The organism is Legionella feeleii, assembly GCF_001467625.1.
GTDB classification, from domain to species: Bacteria; Pseudomonadota; Gammaproteobacteria; order Legionellales; family Legionellaceae; genus Tatlockia; species Tatlockia feeleii.
This window is the reverse complement of record NZ_LNYB01000015.1, coordinates 1-19,789: the sequence shown is the minus strand read 5'-3', so window position 1 is coordinate 19,789 and position 19,789 is coordinate 1. Positions and strand designations below refer to the sequence as shown.

Sequence of the window (19,789 nt, the reverse complement as noted above, 5' to 3'; positions counted from 1 at the left end):
TCCTTTTGTTGATTATGTTCTTGGCGAACAATCAACAGGATACGCCACCTAATTTATTTTTCACATACACCAGATTCGAGCATAACTCATGTTAATAAATTATGTTTTGTGATGAAAAAATGTTTGTTAGTTAAATATAGATGCATTTGGTGGTGCAATCAAAGAATAACTAGCTCGTCATTGAGCTTGTTGAATCATCAAAGGAATTCTAAAAAAGACTCAAAAATAGGTTAAAAGGATGTTAATTTTTTAAATACATTGTCGTACAAAGATCGATAGGCAGGTGGAGTAGGTTTATCCTGGCAATAAATTGCGTCTGTAACGATGCAATGGGTCTTGTAATTATTTTCAATATCCAACACAAACATTGAAGCCAATTTAGTACCATCACAGAGAATTAGCTTCAATTTTCCTGTTGTTATCTTTCCAGCAATTGTTGGATTATTTCCCGAAATTTCGGACGGTTTTCCACACATTTCAATTGCAAATAATCGGGTTGTTGTTGAAGTTGGCTGAAACCTTATTTCAATATGGATGCCTGCCGCTTTTTTCGGGGCTGAATTACATTGACTGATTTCGTCTTCACAACAAGGACAATCATTAGCAAATAAAAAACTGGGTGCGATGAGAAGAAACATACTGGTAAGTTTTTTAATTCCCTTTTTCATGTTTTCTACTTAAAAAAATCCCGGATATGACTAATGTTAGCCCGAAATCAATAAAATCGCAGTCAGATTATATTTAATGAATACGAGACGTTAACCCATCTCCTCAGTCCATACTTCTACTTTCTCTTACTTCATTTCCATGAGTTTTCCGCTCTGTACACCAGCTAGTTGCACTAGTTCCTGCAGATAACCCTCATGACCATTTTCTCTTGCTATGATCTCGACTGTCTTACCGTGTTTATTAGGGATAGTAAAATCAATGTCAGGGAACTGCTCATAAATTCCATGCAGCAGGGCGATGTCGCCTGTCGTTGCAGACAGATGCAAAAGGGCTTCGTAGAAGATATGATCCAAATGAGTATAGATATTATTTTTAAGCCGTAATTCGGGAGTAACCCTTTGCCAACAGGCCAATAAAGTAGGGATATCCACTGCCAGGAGTTCCGACCAATGGGACGTTTGGTCCAATCTCATATTTTTTCTGCCAAAAAATCGCTCCAAATCCTCTTGAACCGCTGCTGAAACATCAGGGAGATAATCGTGAGCCAGTTGTCCCAGGATCCGCATACCCACTTCGAATGGATATTTATTTTCTGATTGCAGGACGGGCAATTTCTCATGGGAAAGTGCTTTTTCAAGAGTATTATCGCCAGAGACGCCCACTACCGAATTGGCAATATGGAATAAATGATCATAGTCATGATCGTTTAATTTAAAATCGGTCAAAATTCTAATGGTTCTTCTCGGTGCCAGCTCGTCTGAATTTAAAACAATGGTCCGCCTATTGCCATTCAAATTTATCTCAATACTTGTAAAACCTAAATCTTTTAAGTTTGAAAAACATAAATTCTTGAATCTGGGAATATAAGGGGCTGTGATTAAAAACGATTCAAAGCTTGGGAGCCTTGCACCTTCGTCTTGCATGTCTATAAGGGTACTTGCTTCTTGAGACTGCCATGGCCTACCCCGGGGTGTAAACAAATTTTCATAATTATTAACATAGAAAGTGACATCGCCCTGGCCAGTTAGCGTGGGTTGTTCAAGACAGAAAAATAGAAATTTAATGATACTTATTTTGGATTGTAAATAAGCTGGTATTAGCTGATTACTACGTAGAAATTCTGTGATAGCTTCTTCAGAAGGGGCTTCCGAATCCTCATGCCCCAACAAGGCCCGTTTAAAATCGGTATTTTCTAAAGTCTGGATAGCGTCTGCTTTGCTCATGGAAAGTGGTGCTTTGATTTTCACTCCGTAGCAGTAAGTTTGTTTCTCCAAACCCATCCATCGGTCATTAATATTTTTTAAATTGGGATTAGCGCGATCCCTCTCATCAATCGAGCTCATGGGGCTAAACTCGGCACTAGTCCGTAATCCACATTGTTCGCTGATATTCACAACAGGAATGCCTGGGCTGCAAAATTTTAATAGCAAATCTTTTTGTTCTTTGGTGGTCGAGGTAGCAATTTGAAAAATACTTAATGCCCGGCGAAGCTTGTTTTGAAGTTTTATATTATTACCTACAAATTCCGCGAACAGGGCTGGCAATTGAGGGCGATTTATAGTGTCTGCCGCAGTAAAGATAAAGGGCTTTAAACCAGGACAGCGCTCTGCAATTTTATCAATTACCGTTTGCTTCCTCTCGTTCAGGCATATCACCAGTGGTACGATTTTAATGCCTAACCTTGCAGCTAAAGGCATCAATGCTTCCATGATATCTAACAGATGGCTAAAATCCCCTATACCATCATAATGAATGTAATTACTTAAAATAAGAGTCGGTTGCTTCGACGCTGCATGAAAGAAACCTGGTATTTTTTCTCTGGCCACAGGAATAAAAAGTCCAATAAATGCAAAAATAGCTCATATTATAGTCAATTTGATTTTTGTTCGCAATGCTTTAATCAGGCGCATATTGATTTATCCTTGGTCTGACTGTGGGTGTGATAGGTGGAGATAAGCTCAGCAGCATTTGAGAATGCTCAAGCCATAAGGCTTTCAATCAAAACAATATCAGAGCGATTTCCTTTAATTCTATGCGTTGTGGTGAACAAAGATTGAATGCAAGCTGATCATTATTTATACTTGGTGAATATGTTATTAAGAAGATAGTCAGTATGGGAACGACCAAGGTCATCTCTGGCAATAAGCCTTTATTGAGCAAAACAAAGGCTGTTAAAAATTTAAAAGAGCTGGCAAGCTCCAGTACCGGTTCAGTTAAAGTTGAAGCGTCTACCTCTACTCCAGCATTTTTCCCTGAAGAACAAACTACTCACCAAGATCCGTTTCTTTACGAAAATCTGAAAGACAATATTGGAAAAAAGATCGATAACTATCTTTTTTACTCCTTGGAGAGTTACATTTATTTTAAATGTAGCCCTGACCATAATAGTGGAAATAACAGACTGGCAATAGCTGCGAGGCGCTCCATATTTGCTGGACAAAAGCTAGAAACGGGATGGAAATTACATATTTCTGTTGATCCTGGCCAAATTTCCGCCGCGTGGGCAATTATTTATCCCATCCTGATGGAAAATAAAATGTCCGCCAAAATTCTTGCTCCTAATGTTTTAAAGAGCAAACCTATCGAGAAGGTATCGGGTAAACAATTTACAATTTATCAATTTCAACATAAGCATATTACTACTGATGAATGGATCGATATCATGCAGAGAATTGAAAATGAACTACGAGAGCATGGAATAGCGAAAGCTGTTACCCCAACAGCTAATAAACAAATACCAAACAGCGAGTATTTTTCCTATCGCAATGATGCTGACCTTAGTGGTAGATATATCTCTGATACTAAAGCACAAGGGTATGTGGAGCTGTACAAGCATAAAGATCCGCAATTGCGTGCCTATAATTTGGCAAATGCGAAAGATCCATTCACGGAAGTGGTGTTGCAATCTCATCTAGATCAAAATCAAATTGAGAATGAATTAAAACCCACTTAATTTATTGAAAATCTATAAAATTCCATCACTCTTGATGAATCAATCAAGTCCGATCTTCGTTGATCCAGACTATAAGGATGTCGAGTATGAATAGACTTAGGATTACAGATTTGGAGCAGCTCACCGGGCTTGCTCAGGATGCGAAGTGTACTAATGAAACTATCGCCGTGATTGAAATTTTTGTAAAAGCGGCGAATAAAAGATCTGCAGGCGTGCATGAGTTAAATGAAGACGAGATCAAGGAAATAACTGCGAACAAAACTGCAAAATGCCTTATGATTTTATTCTTTCTTACCAAGAATGTTGCACTGGAATTTTTAAGAAGAAAGAAAGAGCTTTACAGAAATGATCAAGTTTTAATTAACAATATTTGGTATGACATTAAAGAAATACTCGTTAAAAAATTACTGCTTTCTAAAGATATACAAAGCTATTTTCAACCTTGTGGTGGTATAAATTCTGAGGAGTTCAATAATTTCGTAAATGCTGCAAAAATAATTAAAATTACTGATCTTGTGGCTGAAGAGTTTGTGAGTAATAACCCTGAGAATACAAAGTTTCGTCTTGATTTAAGGGGAAAATATGAGGTGGTTGGCAACCAAGACAAGCGCTTAAATGGGGAAATCTACACGTTACATGATCGTAAAACCTGTTTTCATGAAGGGTTATATGATCCTTTTAAATTCGAAGAAAATCAAACCTGGACGGCTTATAGATATTTAAACCATTCTGAAATAAGAAAACTTATCAACTCAGTATTTACTCTTAAATATGCTTTACCAGAATTAACGGTATTGAATAACGACGGTTCTTATCTAAAAATCCCGGCGGAAGAGATTCCCGGTTTTATGAAAAAAAAATTAGCTGATGACGAAATTGACGATAGCCTCTATCAGGCAGTCAAAAAGGATTATCTAAAATTATTCCTGCCACCCTTAGATGTAACAACCTTGCAGAGCATCTACCAGGAAATTAGACCAGTGATTGAGGAGGGTGAGCGACAAGCAGTACAGGTCAATAAACCATTACTGATACTATTGTCTGAAATACACGGTTCGAAGGAGTCTTTTTTATTGCATATTATCATACTGCTAATTGCCTCCAATATGGGGATTAAACATTTATTCGTTGAAACGATTAACATCTACCATGAAAAATACGGTTGGGATGCTCAAGTTAATGAAATAAAACGGCTCATGGTTTTTGCTCAGGAGAATCTTGCCATGCATGTGCAAGATCTTGAGGGTAACTTACACTATAAAAACCAATTATCTCCTTATCCTTATCATGAAATCCCAGAGCAGGAATTTGGTATTGAAGCTCGTGAAGCAAGCTGGATTAGGGATGTTACAGCACTTAAGAAGGCTAATATAATGATTGTGGGGGCAGGGCACCTGAATAATCTTTTAAACAGCGAATTAAAAAATAGTTACTACCTGGTACCAATAGATTGTACCAGTGATAAAGATTTCAGCGACATGTTGTCTATATCGCAGCATAACTTTATTGCCATAGAGAAAAGCATCCAGCATCTTTCTCTTGATGAAATTATTGCCATGGTTGAAAAATTTCTTGATTCATAACCGGAGAGAAAGAGCGGTATAAATCAATGGAGTCTGACTCCATTGATTTATAGAATAAGGCAAAAAATTGAATTGGTTTCATCTCTGGATCAATGCAGCGGTTCTTTTGATTTTTTATTATTTTTGAATACTAATACTTTCAATAACCACGGGTGTTACAGGTTTATTTTGATAATCGGTAGGTACCTTGCTAATCTTATCCGCAACGTCTTGTCCCGAAATGACTTGACCAAAAACATTGTAATTGCCTTTTAGGTCAGGTGTTGGTGCAACGGTAATAAAAAATTGGCTGCCGTTCGTATTGGGCCCTGCGTTAGCCATCGCAAGTACACCAGGCTTGTCAAAACTAGCGTCTGTATTTTCATTATCAAATTGATAACCGGGTCCGCCGGTGCCATTGCCAAGAGGATCACCACCTTGAATCATAAAGCCACTAATGACGCGGTGAAAAGTTAATCCATTGTAAAAGGGGCGTTTAACCATCTCACCTGTCTTTGCATCCTTAAATTCCTTTGTTCCCGTTGCTAATCCTACAAAATTTGCTACGGTGTTTGGTGCCTTTGTTGTAAATAATTCACAAGTAATAGTACCTTCCGATGTTTTAATAATCGCTGTTTCTGCGTGTGCTGACATCTGGCTTACTATTAACAGGAAGCTGACTACTAAAGAAGCTATTTTGTTCATGTGGGATTTCTCGTGAGTTACCAAGCTGAATATGTTAGCTCCGAGAGAGCATAAAGCACAAGTGTAGCTCGATTAAAACTTGGATTTATCCTGGTACGACCAGTGAGACAGGTGGTGGGGGCAGCAGGTTTTTACTGCTTGCTGAATTAGTTCCCGGGTCTTCTAAAGCATGCGTCATAAAAAAGCCGCACTTTAAATCCCCAATACGAGGAAGTCGCTCACTGGACAAGACTGGCTCTTCTTTCTGGGGTATTTCTCGAGGAGGCAATTCAGTATGTGCCGTAGAGACCTCTGCTGACGGGGTTGCAAGAGAAAGCGCTGTTGGTAATTTTACTGTTTCTACAAGAGGTTGGGCCCCCCTTGAAGTGGCAACACTGGCCAAAGTATCGCCGGGGGGGACACGCTCTCCTCTCTTCGGCAATTCATTAGAAACCAGGACGGCTAATGGAGTCGAGGTATTTTCTACCAAGGGATTTTCTTTAAATGTAACGAAGATCACTTCATCCAACGGGCTTGTTTCGGTAGCGGGGTTTTCCAATTCTTCTGGCCAGGAAAAGAACGCGCTAAGGTGAGGAAATATTAGCCACCCGGCAAGAGTAAAACAGCCAAAGGTAGCCAGGGCAGATAGATATAAAGCACTGTAAATAATTGCGGTTGCTGCAATTGCTGATACGACCGCATATCTAAATCCAAGAAAGAGAGTCGCATAGAGGGTTGGCGGGTCGACCTTAATTTCCTGCACGGGCGTAGGAGACTCTGTTTTAAATCTTGGTTTTAATTTTTCTAAGCCATGTTTAAATTTTTCTAGCGTTAAGCGATAGTTGTGACGTAACTTAAGCAGGTTATGTTTATTTTCTTCAGCAAGCCGTTCATGGTTTGTTTGATAGTGTCGTAACTCGTTAAGCGCTTCCTCCGTTTCTACAGGAGGTTTTTCTGGCGTTGCTTCAAGCCATTGCTGTAATTGCACTAAGGTGGTTTCTACGGGGAGTTTCTCCAACAAAGCAAAGAAATTAGGATAAGCACTTAATTTCAGCAAATTAATCAAATCAGGAAGGGCTAAGGTGCCAAGTTGGCTTATGAAGTTGGGGTTTAATTGAGTTATCTTTTGCAGGCCTGACTTATAAGGACTATCTTCTAACGCGTTCAAAACGAGTTCTGAATGGGAAGCATGTTGCAAGATTACCATTAAGGTATTTGCGTTGAGTAACGCATCAACTTTAGAGTCACGATAGTTTTCCAGTACCGGCCATATGCCTGGGATTGCTTGTACCCATGGAATGTATTCTGGCTTGCCAGTTAGCTCTAAATATTTTGATAAGGCCAATAGGAGTGCTTTATTTTTTGTTAGAGGCCCAATTTTATCGATGAGTTGGCCTACTTTAATATCTTCTTCATTGGCCAGGGAAACAAACGCATTAACCGTTTCCGATACGTCCTTGCTAATGTCATCAAGCCCAACAAGTATTTGTGCAACAAGCCATTCTGAATCGGCAAATCGTCGTTTAAGAGCATTTTTTATCCATGCAAAAACCGTTGGTAGAATAAGACGATTAACAATAAAGGGTATTGGTCCGCCTATAACATTCATAAATAAAGAACCGGCCGTGAGTGTGCTGCTGATGCCTGAAAACCAGCTCGTTACAGTAGAAAGATCAATGGTTGGCAGATTTACTTCATTCCATCTTTTCTCGCGAAGTTGGATTTTAGTTTTATCAAGATAGTCGGCAACAAAGGTTTTTATCCGGTCGACAGGCACAAAGCGGCCAATAACGGGAATCGTTTGAGCAAACTCTAACATTTCATCAAGGCTGGTTTTAATAAGAATTATTTGGGCCTCAATTTGCTGCTCACTGAGAAGGCCTTTTTCATCTAAAGCAGAGCCAATCGTTTCTTTGAGACTGAGTTCCTTTTTAAAATAAGGATCGAAAATCTTAACGACTTGATCCAAGGTATCGAAATTTTGTTGGGTTACCTGATGGCCGTCCTGTTTCCATTTGCAGTGAAAAAGATCAGCAAAAATTCGTAGTTGATCGACCGTTGCCCCCGGTAATTGCTGCACTAAGGTTGGCAATGTGTTGAGAGGGATTGAGGGTTCTACGAACTCTATATCAATAACTCTATTTTCCGGCAGCCAGGACTCCAGCACCTGCTGATAATCTCTGGCTCTGGCTTCTAAAAATTCATTAGCCACATCGCCGTCTATTACGTGATGGTGTTCCAAGAGTTCTGCATAATGCTTTTCAGCGTTGCGGTTCAAAGTACTCAATGCGCGCAGTAATTGTTGATAGTCAACGATAGAATGCTCTTCCCCAAATTGAGGTGCCAAAATTTTATCGGCGTTTGCGCGAAATTGGAGAAGTTGATCAACCATTAAATAGCGTGCTTCTTCTAATAAACGTATTTTTGCGCGTTCTTGATGTTGCTGAAGACTAATCTGCAGTTGATGATTCTTAAAAGCGGCCGCCAATGTCTCTGGAGAGTCGGAAGCTTGGCCTATGCCTTGCGCATCAATAATGGAAATGAACTGTCCCTTTTTTCCATTACGGGCTGCTCTGCCTTGAATTTGTTCTAATTCACTTGGCGTCAAATCGGTACAAGCATTAACGACCAATATGCCATCTTCGTTCTCTGGATCCACATCGGCGCCACGAGCCAGACTTTGGTTCGCTGCAGTCAGGAAATAATCCAGCCCCGCTGTATAGATTACATTTTCTTCTGATTTCCCTGTTTCTTCATAACCATGATAGCTTTGTACTTTCCAGTCAGTATTCCTTGCTATGAAATCACGGAACTGCTCGGTCGCTTGGGGGGAACGCGTAATTAATAAAATCGGTTGCGCCGGGTTTTTTTGTTTACGCTGTGTAAGCCATTCAAACGTTTTATTGAGATGATCTTCTGCTCCAAACGCAGTGATTAATCCCAGGTCTTCTGACTGATCGGGGTAAAAGGTTGGATAACGGTAAGCCACTAACCCCTGCTGCTCATAAAATTCAGTGCGATCGACACGAGGACCGGAAGTTGCTGTTAAGCCGACGATAGGGCCGCCGCGTAAACGATAATAATCAAAGAAAATTTTGGCTGCATTAACAATAATTGTTTCTATACTCGGCTCTATGATAAATGGATGGGCTGGTGGCGGAGTTTTATTATTAAGCAGGGTATGCAAAAGCTGTTGTATATAATCTGAATAGCTAACATGGGGATCAGGCCTGCTACTAACAATAGGCGCTGCATAAGAATGTACGTCACTTTTCTCTTTTATTTTTACTGTAAAGAAGTCTTCTTTTTCTTCTAGTTCATGAGTTATCGTAGCGGATTCAATTAAGGCGCCTAATAACTCATCGGAAATTTTTTGGGTAAAATTGACAAAGGCATTACGAGGATTTTTGGCAATAAAATAATTTCTTAAATTAACAATATCATCTGTTTCGGCGCAGGGATTATTAAGGTAGATCTCTTTTTCTTTGACAAATTCAAGTAGCAATTTATAAAGTTGAGCCCAGGATTCCGTATCATTGAGTAAAGGATCTAACGACGCAGCCAGGCGAAATAGTACTGTAGAGGTTAAAGCAGCATCGATCTCATCAGCAACTAACGCGGGATTATTGGGCAGTAGTTTCTTTGCCAATGCCATCCGCATGCGGAATAAAGAAAGATTCGATGCGGTAGAATAATTAATCCCGTTAGCAGTGTATTTAGCATGCGCACTTTGTGCGGTGATAATAGTTTCCCCATGAGGGATCCCTAAATAGTGATAACAGGATGAAAATTTTTCCAGCGCATTTTTTGCCAATTCATTATTTTCAGTGACAACATCGACTGTTTTACCTAACCCCACCAATAAAACAGCATGCATGGCAGCAATAATACTTTTACCTTCTCCCGTTTTAACTTCATGAATAATATTATTGGGAGAATGTATGCGTTGCAGCAAGGTTAAGATTTGAGTATCGCGTGGAAATTTGTAGGTGGTGCGATAAATCGCTTCGGCACTCAAGGCAACCAACAGTAACTGATTACGATGAACGTTTATTCCCTTGCTGATTTGATCTTGTAATGCTTTGAATAAATGTTGAAACTCAGAGTCATTCAAGTCATTAATGGTAAGCTCTTTAAGAACCCCATTAATATTTAACTTAAGCGGCTTTTCTGCCATATACGACATAACGAGCTGGTAGTCACGCCACAGCAGTTCCTGTTGTTCGTCGCTTAACGGCAGCGGCTCATCAGTTTCATGAGACTTGAGTTTTATTTGCGCAATCTTTGCTCTTACAGCGACGGGATCATACTGATATCTTTGCAGGTTCTCTTTATATTTCGCGCGGTGAAATACCGCGATGGCTTGTTCCAAGGAAGGCTCGGCCAATAATTCCAACATTTCGTCAGCATTCACTAATTGTGATTTATGCAGCCGCGCTAGATATTTTAAGCCGCGCGGATGTTGTTCGGCCAGTTTTTGCAATTCAGTAAGCAAAGGTTGTTTTGTTTGCTGGGAAATAGCATGGCCAAGTATCAGTAAGGAGTGAATTTCGTCTTCAGGTTTCTTTTCCAGGAATTTTATTAGTTCAGTAAGCTCATGGGCAGGATTTTGTTGATAAAGTCCATCGAGTACTTTCAGGGCTAACGAAGCCGGTTTAACCTTTTTGAGAAACTGGGTGATATCTTTTAATTGGTTAGCGCTCAGATCCAGGTGAGCATTTAGAAAATCCAGGCCTTCCTCATTACCAACCAAGGGAATAAGGGCAGTGAATATTTGCTGCGCTTCTTCCAAGCCAAGCGGCAACAAGGTTTCGATAAGATTGAAGAAGGATGCTGGATTTACTTTGGCATCAACACTTAAACAAGTCTCCAGAAGAAGACTTACTAAGTTCTTAGCCTGGGGTAATGCGCCATAAAGCAGCGGTTTTTTCCTAATGGCGAGTAAAAAATTCGTCGTTAGCCTGCTTTTAGCTAGTTGTCCTTGGTGCTTTGCCAGTTCGACAGCAGTAATTTCAGCCAATGCTAAGAACGCATCCACATTGGAATTTATTTCCAGAAATTGATCAAAAGCAAGAAAAATTAAATGGTTAGGATTATGATTTGCAAGGGCACTTAGAGCATGTAAAAGGCTTGTAATTTTATTGATATCACGTAGCAAAGTTTTCATATCCATTTTTGGATATAATGCTTTTAGGCAAGACCCAATCAAGGCGCGGTATGTTTCAGAAATATTCAACTCGCTGAGCCAGGCATGGAGGAGGGAATGTACAATGCGGCTGGAATCCTCCAGCGCACCTAGGGATTTTTCCAGACTCTCTTTCTGGGTTAATAAAAAATAACCTAGTTTTTTTGCAGGAAATTTTCTTAAAAAGATTTCCGGGATTGGCGTATTAGCTATCCTAAATGCAGACAGCTGATCGCCTCGCCAAATACTCCATAAACTCTGAACACCATTTATCTCATTCGATTGTGCTTCACTTAAATATAAGGAAAATTCATGAATGCAGGCAGCAACCTGTATTGACGGTACTATTTTATCAAAACCCTTGTCTCGCAGAAAATCTATAAAGTTTGCAGAGAACTTGGCTGGTTCAATATTGCAGCGATAATGACCTCCTGTGGTTGTTGCAACATAGTAGGCACATAATAGCTCGCTAATATAAACAGTATTATCGTCTACCGCATTTTGGGTCATTACTTGATACAAGTTGCGATAAAAAGCAAGGTCTTCTCGTAAGGGTTGGGTTCCGAGGTAGCGAAACACTACTACTTTAAGGTACTCCTCACCGGGTTGGTGACTCGCAATAGCGTCAAATAATTCAGTTTTCGAAACAGCGTAAGTTTTTGTTATTGGATGAATCGCCGCAGAATGAATATTCATTTCAGCGGAAATCACTTGAAAACCGTTCCCGGTACAGGCGTAAGGAGCATCCATGGGTAATAGGGAAACTCCCTGGATTTCGTCAATCTGTTCTTTTAAAACGTGCTTGGCCATTGCGTGGTCAAGTAAATTCTCTAAGCCGATGAAAAAGGTTTGAATAGTTGTGAAAGGAGCAATGGATAAACCGTTTTCACTGATTAACTGTTTTGCAAGATGGGTTAATAGTTGTTGGGCCTCCTCTTCATTTCCAGTGTAGGCCATAAATTTTATATAAAGACGTTTCCACAAACTTTCTAACTTATGCAGTTTCAGCCGCTCAAAGCTAATATTATTTTGTGCCGTATATAGGAGTAGATGAAGGCCGAGAGTTTGAAAAGCGGGCCAATTTTTTGGTGATTCTCCTACAGGAATTTCTGCGGCCAATTTTAGAAAAATAGCATAAGAGCCGTTTGCAAGAAGTTGTTCGACTGATGAAATGTCTGTTGCATATTGAAAATGGACTTTATAAAAATAGGTTAATAAGGAGCGTTCTTCCAAAAATGACAATAATTTAAAAAAACATGCCAAGCCTTGCTTATGCCTGCGAATAAGAACCTGTAGAAGGATTTTCAGGTTGTCTTCATTGTGTACTGTAAAGCTCGCAATAAATTGCTCTAAACGTTCAATTTCTTCCTTATGATCCGGGAAATAAAAACGTGTTAAAACGAGCAATTGCTCTTCCAGAGCCTGGATCTCTTCTACACTCAAGGGAGGATGGGGTTGAAAAATCTTCAGCAAGCGTTCTGCACAACCGATGAGTTCGCACTTCTGCTCATCCCTGAGAGAGGCCATTTCATCTTCAGCTAGCAAGGCTGAATAGGATGCTAATAAAGGTTCATCGGCGGTACCCGAATGTGGCTGGGTATTATACAATAATTTGGGAAAAACCAGCGGTGGGTTTGTAGGAAGGTGTTTGTCATTTGTATATAGTTTAATCGCGTAAATCGTGCGGCCAAAAAAATAACTTTCCTTAACTTGACAATCTGTTGCGAGGTACCCATCAAGAGTCGCTTCAGCATGATATAGCAATGCTGAAGCGACGTATTCTTCCATATTATCTATAGCATAGTGAGGTAATTTAATTCTATGGATGTCGTCAGATTTGCTGTCAGACTCTATCAATGCGGTACCAAAAAATTTTGCGGCTATGCGTAAACGAAAGTTATCATCGTTGGCGAGTTGTTCATAAAAATGACGGCGACTATGGTGTTTAAGATAAAACTCAGTAAGGTAGCCCGCTTGCTTAAGTGACTGCTCTTTCTCTATTACACGAGGTAGAGTGCTTTTTGCAAAAGATGCCAGCCGCTTACAGAAACCATCTAAATTAACCTTTAAATCCCAAGAAGAATTCAATGTTGATGAGAAAGTCACAGATTCATTTAATTCTTGATGCACGTCTTGTGAGTGGGTTTCTTGCACCTGTTCATTGACGGCTTGTGAGTGGGTTTCCTGTACCTGCTCATTCACGGCTTGCGTGTGAGCGACGGATTCTTGATGTGTCAGGGATAAACGTACCCTGGATTTGAGTTGTTCTCGGCTCAGCGTCTTGGACTTGCGTGTATCTGGGCTTGCTTCGCGGGCAAGGATATAGGCCCCAGGTTGAACCTGCTTTTTCGAATCTTCGTACCTTTTCTTATAATCATTAAGCTCTTTAAACCATTTGCCAGGCTCCGTGCTTGAGGCCTGTATGTTTCTATAAGTCGCCGATGCAATATGGACAGACGATAAATAATAGCCTGCTTCTTGAGGTAAAGATTGAAAGAGCGCTGTTTTGTCTTGTGTAATGGGCCTTAGGGCAAGCAGATTCCCATCAATATTATCTTTAGTAATTAGAACGACTTGTACCAGGGTCTGACATTTACTTTCTTTCACCGCTTCTAAAGTTTTTTCAAAAACCTTTTGACGCTCGGCCTGGTCTTTATATTGGTCTCCCTTAAGTACGATGGTTACTTCGCGAATATTGTAGGTTGCGCAGTGCTTCAAGAAAGGCAGTAACTCATTGGCATCAGCAGGGTTGGCAAGCGCTATAACTGGAGGGACATCATCATAACCACTCTGAAGGGTAAAATGAATGTAACCGGTTAGCGCTGAATTGAAATAACGATAATCTTTTAAAGGGGTAGTGTAATTAATGTATCCTTGTTTCTTGTTAGGGGAATGAAAACTACTTGAATAATGGTCAACAATGGTTTGATTTAAGTGGTCGTGTGTTTGCCCTCTGTTGGCAGGGAGTGGTTTAAACTTATCAAAAATAGCTTTTGCTATTTGGTAAGGAAGTCGTTCAGTCTTTTTTTTATATTCAGCAACGCTTGTCACACAAACATCGATACCCGGACGAAAGTGAGACGGTGGTGTTTCACCTTCAGCAACAAGAAATACTTCACGAAAGTCGATGCCAAGAGTTAGGCCATTTAGAACGTTTTTATAAATTACGTCGAGGAGAATGCTAATAAGACGAGCCTGCTCATCCCAGTTGCCAATACCATCCAGCTCTGCAAAAGTTTCTAAAGAAAGATGCGCTTTTTTACTGCGCCAAAAAAAGTTGGTCTGTCTTTGCTCTGCCGCATTATTCGAGTGGGCGAGTATGTCGGCAATGTTTTTTTCATAGGGATTGTTATAAAGCCATCCTTGCTGTACAGCTTTAAGAAAGTTAAGGCTGGCGTCTCGGATAACCCCGGATTCTACGGAACTCCATAGGTAACTCGACACCTCCTGCATAGAAAAAAAGGAGGTAGATGGTTCTTTTAAATAAATAAAAGGCGCATTCCAAGTGCTTATCATAAAAAGCGATTAATACCATCAACCCAAATTGGAGCGAACTATAGCATATCAGCAATTAAATGGTCGAATTAAACATAGCACAATGAGTAATTTACGAGCAGTCAAAAATTTACAGGTGCTGGGATGTCAGCCTATCCATGCTTCATTAAATTTCCGTTGTACCTGAGCCGCTTCTTTGCCTTTCCTAATTGTCCTAACGTTTTAGCCAAAATCATACAATACTCTGGGATACTGCTTTAAATCCTGCTCATGCGTTGCAACTGTCTCTTTGAGATTAAATAAGCCTATTCCCAATAGCTTTTTAACAAGGGAAATACCAATCAGGTGGCTCGAGCCAGCGATCCTTTTAACTATCTTTGCATAATGATATCGGCATATATTTCAGGCGCTGTTTTTTCATCTAATCCAAGATCCTTCTTTAAACGAGGAGGCTGGACTTCTGCTGTAAAAAAGGAAGCGATGGAATTTGAGAAATATTTTTGTGGTAAATAGGGCTTTCCTAAATGCGAATAGGTTGGTTTACCCTCAAGGACAGCCTGATTTAGTAGTGCTCCAGGCACCGCTTGCGCGATGCGTCCTGCGGCTGATGCAGCTTCTGATCCTGTCACGTTAACTCTTAGAAATGCTGCTTGGTATTCAGGATTCCCAATGGTCAAGTTGGGAACTTTAATTCGACTCGCAATATTATCAGGTAAAATAATTTTAAATTGAGCTGCTATCTCAGGATGTTTTTTATAGATTGCCAGGATTTTTTGCAAATAAGCGTCCAAATCTTGTATACCCGGATGAAGGCCAAGACGAACTTGCATAGTTGGATGGTTTTTTAACTCTTTCAATAAACAATCAAAAAATCTGCATCGGTTGCTACCGGCTGGGTAGTACTGCTGATAAAAGCTAACGATTGTTCTTTCGATACCTCTAAAGTTTCTCTGATTTCTTGTGGAGTTTTGTTACTAGAAGTGTTTGATGTGGCATAGGCATTATCAATGCTTAAATGCCCGGTAACAAACAATTGATTGCTTGGAACCTGAAAATCGTCTTTAGCAATGGACAAAGGGACAGCCCATTTAACATTCGATCGGGTACTTAAAGTGGGAACATGTTTCCATAAACAGTGGTTATCCGGTTTAAACATAAATTCATAAGCCATGAGTACGGGCATACTGACTGATTCCGCCAATTGAAAGGGTATTTCATTATCGACAGAGGGTACCCCTATATAGGCATAGTCGACCTTTTGTTTTTCCAGGTGGCTTACAACCATCTTGAGCTGTTCTTGAGTTAATAACCCTTCAACAAAGTTATCCGATTGGAGAAGCTCAGGAAGAGCTATTGTTTTTACCGAGAGTGGAGTTTTGATGCTGCTAACCTGTTGTTGGGCTGCTTTGGTCAATGAAATAAGAGTAATTTCTTGTCCTGCAGGACTTAGAGCATCAATGGTTCTTAAAGCTAGATTGGTATCACCGACACTACTAACAACAAATACGATTTTCATAGAGTAACTTCAACAAAGTCAAATGGTCACTTAGGAGTCATTCTGGCATCTTTCTATATGCTTGTAAATTTAATTTCAGGTGTTTACGCCCTACAAAGATTTTTTACCTGATTTAAGTCATTCAGTTACTAAGATTACAAGGCTCCCCAAGGACTACTAAACCACAGTTGTTATTCCCTGATGAAATACATCGAAGCTCACTATCCGGTGGGGATTTTCGCTTAAAACCCCTATGTTTTTTGAAAAAAAATTATACAGAGGGAGGCTCTTGATAATCTGAATATGGCTATTAAATAAACAAATAGTTAAGGAGATTATCATGTTCGCTAAATTATCTGAATATTTCAATAGTTCATCAAAAGACTCTGCTCATGTTATCAATTATGGTGATTTCTCTATTATAACTAAGCAACGAGATAACGAACGCACAGGCAATTTAATTATTTCTGCTCATGGTATTAAAGTCCCCCAAAATTCGGCTCCCTCATTTTTCCACAAAGGTCCCAACACAACATTTGAAACACCTTATGATTTTTTCCGCTATGGGCCTGATAATTCATCGGTGTATGACATAGGCTATCTCACCATCATGTCAGAGTGCAAAGATATCGCTTTAGGAACAAAGACAACAAATTTACCTGGAGATGCTGGGCGTGGAAAACTCGCACCCGCCAATACCGTAATTGATAATAAAATTTTAACACCCTATGAAAAAGATGAGAAAAATAAAAAAGAAAATCCCGAGATAAATAGGGTTAGAGAGGAGATCTTGCAACAAAATTACAATGATATGGATGTTGATGTGTGGGATATTTTAGTAATCAATAATAATACAACGTTGGAAAAAGTAATGAATACCATGAAGCAACATAAAATGAATTATGAACGGGTGGTAGGATATTTCTGTCACGTTGGGGCTGATGGGTTGGACCATCGGGAAAAGTACGATGAAGGCTATGGACTTCTCAATGAGGAAGAAACAAACAATAACAAGAGTGGAATGAATCTATAAATTGACAATTAACAACGTGTTTTTGCAGCACACCGGGTCAAGGCTTGAATTTTGTATTCAACAATCAAAACTCAAACCCTTACCCCGGTTTATGCTCCCCATTAAAACCGAGAGGCTCCCTCAGGCCAGGCGCTACCTACGCTTACTACAAAGGTGCACTCTTTAATTGCCTTAAGAGGTCTTTCGTTGCTGCTGTAATTGCTTCGATATTTTGGGATTCTGTTAATAACTGAGACCAATCATCGGGTGGGCGTCCACCTTGTAACATTTTTGAGAATACACGGTAAGCATCATTTTTCTTGTCATACGCTCTTTTAGTATCCTCATCGTTAACCCATGCGTAGATAATCACCTTACTTCCCAAATGGTATCGAAAAAATAATCTATATTGTTGAAAAAATTTTACCCTATGCCAATGTGAATAATTATGACCGAGAGTGCTGCCCTGTCTATAGGCGGCTAATGTAGGATCATTAGGAATAACTTCAAAAATTAATTTTGCAATGGCTGCCAATCGTTTCGTACTATTCTTTTTTTTATAAGTCAAAGGATCTTTCTGGCGTAGTTTTTTAACTTCTTTTAGTAAAAACTCTAGTTGCTCTAGAAAAACTGGATGAATAAATAAGCTCCAACCATTGATAGTCAATCCTTCTAATTTTGACAATTACTCATCCTCATCTAAAAGAGACTCATCCAGATCGATCTCAACTCCTGATACCAACGATTGGATTCGTTGATGCAATTTGCTATTAAGAGGCATAACGTTTTGAGGATGCTTTTGAATATCTTTTGCAAGAAAAGACAGAAACTCTTCTATCACAGGATCATTTTCCTCATTTTCAACACGAGTAATAACAACGCTTCCATCCCCTTGAATAGTATAATGAAGTTTATCTCTCTTTTTTAAATGGAGAGCTTTTCGTACTGTTTCTGGGATAGTCGTTTGATAACGATCGGTTAATGATGATTTGATTTCAATGATTGAATTGCTCATCTTAGTCTTCTCAACGATTCACTTATGACTAAGTGTAATGCAATTGCATTGTCAAGTCAAATTTCTAACTAGATGTGGATTATATAGTAAATGTAGATTGGGCGCTGGCCCGAAAAGTTATCTTGTACGAAGCCGGCATAGCATTGATGTTGCGAAGCGTAATCAAGATTTATTTGTCTGAACCCTGTCTTTATTATGAGTTTAGTCGACGCTTATCTAAAAATGGGGTTAACTTGATGTTTAAATCAATTGAACAGTTTTGTATTAGAAGTGATAACCTTACTTGTGCTGCGCTACCTCAAGACTACTAGCTAATCATTTATTAAAATTATTAAGAGGAATATATGGATAATTTTATTACCGGGTTCTTTACTTTAATAGCAGCACTAGGCGCTATTTTTTTAAAAGATCATTTAGAAAACAGAAAGCATTTAAAAACTAGTTTGAAACAAAAAGCTATTGAAGCTTACTCCTTAGCTGATTCTCGAAACTTTACACTCGCTGAAATGCGTGTGTTATGCGGCAAATTAGTCAACGATAAAAATTATTCCTACACTAACTTACCAAAAGAGTCCGTCTTAGAAAATTTAGCAAAATTAGAAATTCTAATAATAGAAAATTTTTATGATCTAAACCCAGCTTTTTTAAATCTAAATAGAATCATAATTACACAATACGTTTTTTTATCAGAAATTATTGTAAATAATTCAGTAGCTGAATCTGAATTTCGCAAACGAGAGAATGACTATCAGAGTAGTCTTGTCGAAGCAAGTCTTTTTCTGAAGAACGAGCTTATTGAAAAATATATTAACCAAAAAATACGAAAAAATTTTTTTTATTACCAAGAAAAATTTAAATCTATATTTAAGGATTTTTTTAAAAAATAACGTAAAACACATTGTGACGACGAATAAAGTCTTTAAGACCTGGTTTTAAATTTTGTATTCAACAATCAAAACTCAAGCCCTGACCCTGTGGTGCTTTTATCTTAATCCATCAGTTTATTGGGCTATTATCTAAAATCGGGCTCATGCTTAAACCAATTAAGCAGTTTAATGCTAGAGAAGGGTAACCCTGATTACGCTTCTCTCCATCAAGGCTACTGGCTACCCAGTTGCTGTATTGTGTCGTTCAATATGTCTTCACTAATACCATCGTATTTATTTAACAAGGGTAAATATTTAGGATCTTTACTAATATTTTCTTCTAATTCTAGTGCTAACTCTAAATTAGTTCTGCATAATCTAAAAAAAGGTGGGCTATTTAAGCCAGCATAATATGCTGTTATAGCATTAATTATGCACCCTTTCTGCCATTTTTTTAGAAAATTATTAGTTTCTTTAGTATACATTTCATAAATTTCAGCGATTAAATTAGGTAAATTAATATCATTAGTTTTGCCAATTTCTTCTAAAAGAGATTGTCTTTTATCCATTTTATTTATCTCTAGGTATATTTTCAGCCGTTACTATTAATTATAGTGATTGCCATTGTGGAAGGCAGACTAAGCCCCTCAAAACCAGGTATCTCCAGTAACAATCTCGCCAGGCATCGTCTGCTTCAAAAAATTAATCTCTTCCGGAGTGGGTTGTGTAGGGCCGAAATAAATATAGGTAGTCCTTCCTTTGTGTGAGTTATGCTCGAATCTGGTGTATGTGAAAAATAAATTAGGTGGCGTATCCTGTTGATTGTTCGCCAAGAACATAATCAACAAAAGGA

General features: G+C 39.0%; 14 protein-coding genes. 4 read left to right on the top strand and 10 right to left on the bottom strand.

Features of this window, described 5'->3' with window-relative positions:
* Positions 1 to 230 precede the first annotated feature (230 nt).
* Complete coding sequence (locus Lfee_RS02255) at positions 231 to 668, bottom strand: hypothetical protein (protein ID WP_058443666.1); 438 nt, start codon at positions 666 to 668, stop codon at positions 231 to 233.
* A 126-nt stretch (positions 669 to 794) separates the two neighbouring features.
* Positions 795 to 2,495: a hypothetical protein gene (locus Lfee_RS02250; RefSeq protein WP_058443665.1), complete on the bottom strand. Its 1,701-nt coding sequence runs from the start codon at positions 2,493 to 2,495 to the stop codon at positions 795 to 797.
* Positions 2,496 to 2,782: 287 nt separating this feature from the next.
* On the opposite strand from Lfee_RS02250, the gene Lfee_RS02245 reads away from it, so the two are divergent.
* Both Lfee_RS02245 and Lfee_RS02240 read left to right on the top strand, forming a co-directional pair.
* Positions 2,783 to 3,622 carry a hypothetical protein gene (locus Lfee_RS02245; protein ID WP_058443664.1) on the top strand — a complete coding sequence of 280 codons (840 nt, stop codon included), beginning with the start codon at positions 2,783 to 2,785 and terminating at the stop codon, positions 3,620 to 3,622.
* A gap of 86 nt (positions 3,623 to 3,708) precedes the next feature.
* Positions 3,709 to 5,205, top strand: a complete 1,497-nt coding sequence (locus tag Lfee_RS02240; protein WP_058443663.1) for a hypothetical protein — start codon at positions 3,709 to 3,711, stop codon at positions 5,203 to 5,205.
* Between the two features lie 117 nt (positions 5,206 to 5,322).
* On the opposite strand, the gene Lfee_RS02235 is transcribed toward Lfee_RS02240, so the two are convergent.
* The 4 genes from Lfee_RS02235 to Lfee_RS02220 form a co-directional block, all read right to left on the bottom strand.
* The gene (locus tag Lfee_RS02235; protein ID WP_058443662.1) at positions 5,323 to 5,889 is read right to left on the bottom strand and encodes a peptidylprolyl isomerase; all 567 of its coding nucleotides are present in this window, start codon (positions 5,887 to 5,889) and stop codon (positions 5,323 to 5,325) included.
* A gap of 85 nt (positions 5,890 to 5,974) precedes the next feature.
* Positions 5,975 to 14,497 (bottom strand): preprotein translocase subunit SecA, encoded by an 8,523-nt coding sequence (locus Lfee_RS02230; protein ID WP_165482175.1) that lies wholly within the window; start codon positions 14,495 to 14,497, stop codon positions 5,975 to 5,977.
* A 422-nt stretch (positions 14,498 to 14,919) separates the two neighbouring features.
* Positions 14,920 to 15,405, bottom strand: a complete 486-nt coding sequence (locus Lfee_RS02225; protein ID WP_131753206.1) for a hypothetical protein — start codon at positions 15,403 to 15,405, stop codon at positions 14,920 to 14,922.
* Positions 15,402 to 16,064 (bottom strand): hypothetical protein, encoded by a 663-nt coding sequence (locus Lfee_RS02220; protein WP_058443659.1) that lies wholly within the window; start codon positions 16,062 to 16,064, stop codon positions 15,402 to 15,404. Before Lfee_RS02220 ends, Lfee_RS02225 begins: the two co-directional genes overlap by 4 nt.
* Before the next feature lie 319 nt (positions 16,065 to 16,383).
* Here Lfee_RS02220 and Lfee_RS02215 point away from each other — a divergent pair, with 319 nt between their 5' ends.
* The gene (locus tag Lfee_RS02215; protein WP_058443658.1) at positions 16,384 to 17,076 is read left to right on the top strand and encodes a putative adhesin; all 693 of its coding nucleotides are present in this window, start codon (positions 16,384 to 16,386) and stop codon (positions 17,074 to 17,076) included.
* A 145-nt stretch (positions 17,077 to 17,221) separates the two neighbouring features.
* Here the strand turns inward: Lfee_RS02215 and Lfee_RS02210 are convergent, their stop codons facing one another.
* Positions 17,222 to 17,740, bottom strand: coding sequence for a type II toxin-antitoxin system YhaV family toxin (locus tag Lfee_RS02210; RefSeq protein WP_058443657.1), 519 nt, complete (start codon positions 17,738 to 17,740; stop codon positions 17,222 to 17,224).
* A complete protein-coding gene (locus Lfee_RS02205; protein ID WP_058443656.1) occupies positions 17,741 to 18,070 on the bottom strand; it encodes a type II toxin-antitoxin system PrlF family antitoxin in 330 nt (109 codons plus the stop codon).
* Positions 18,071 to 18,414: 344 nt separating this feature from the next.
* Between Lfee_RS02205 and Lfee_RS02200 the strand changes: the two genes are divergently transcribed.
* Positions 18,415 to 18,957, top strand: a complete 543-nt coding sequence (locus Lfee_RS02200; RefSeq protein WP_058443655.1) for a hypothetical protein — start codon at positions 18,415 to 18,417, stop codon at positions 18,955 to 18,957.
* 212 nt (positions 18,958 to 19,169) lie between these two features.
* Here Lfee_RS02200 and Lfee_RS02195 read toward each other — a convergent pair whose 3' ends face one another.
* Entirely contained in the window at positions 19,170 to 19,505 is a 336-nt protein-coding gene (locus tag Lfee_RS02195; RefSeq protein ID WP_058443654.1) for a hypothetical protein, read from the bottom strand.
* A 78-nt stretch (positions 19,506 to 19,583) separates the two neighbouring features.
* Positions 19,584 to 19,789, bottom strand: a 206-nt coding sequence (locus Lfee_RS17555) for a hypothetical protein (RefSeq protein ID WP_207385275.1), incomplete at its 5' end; no start/stop codon positions are given.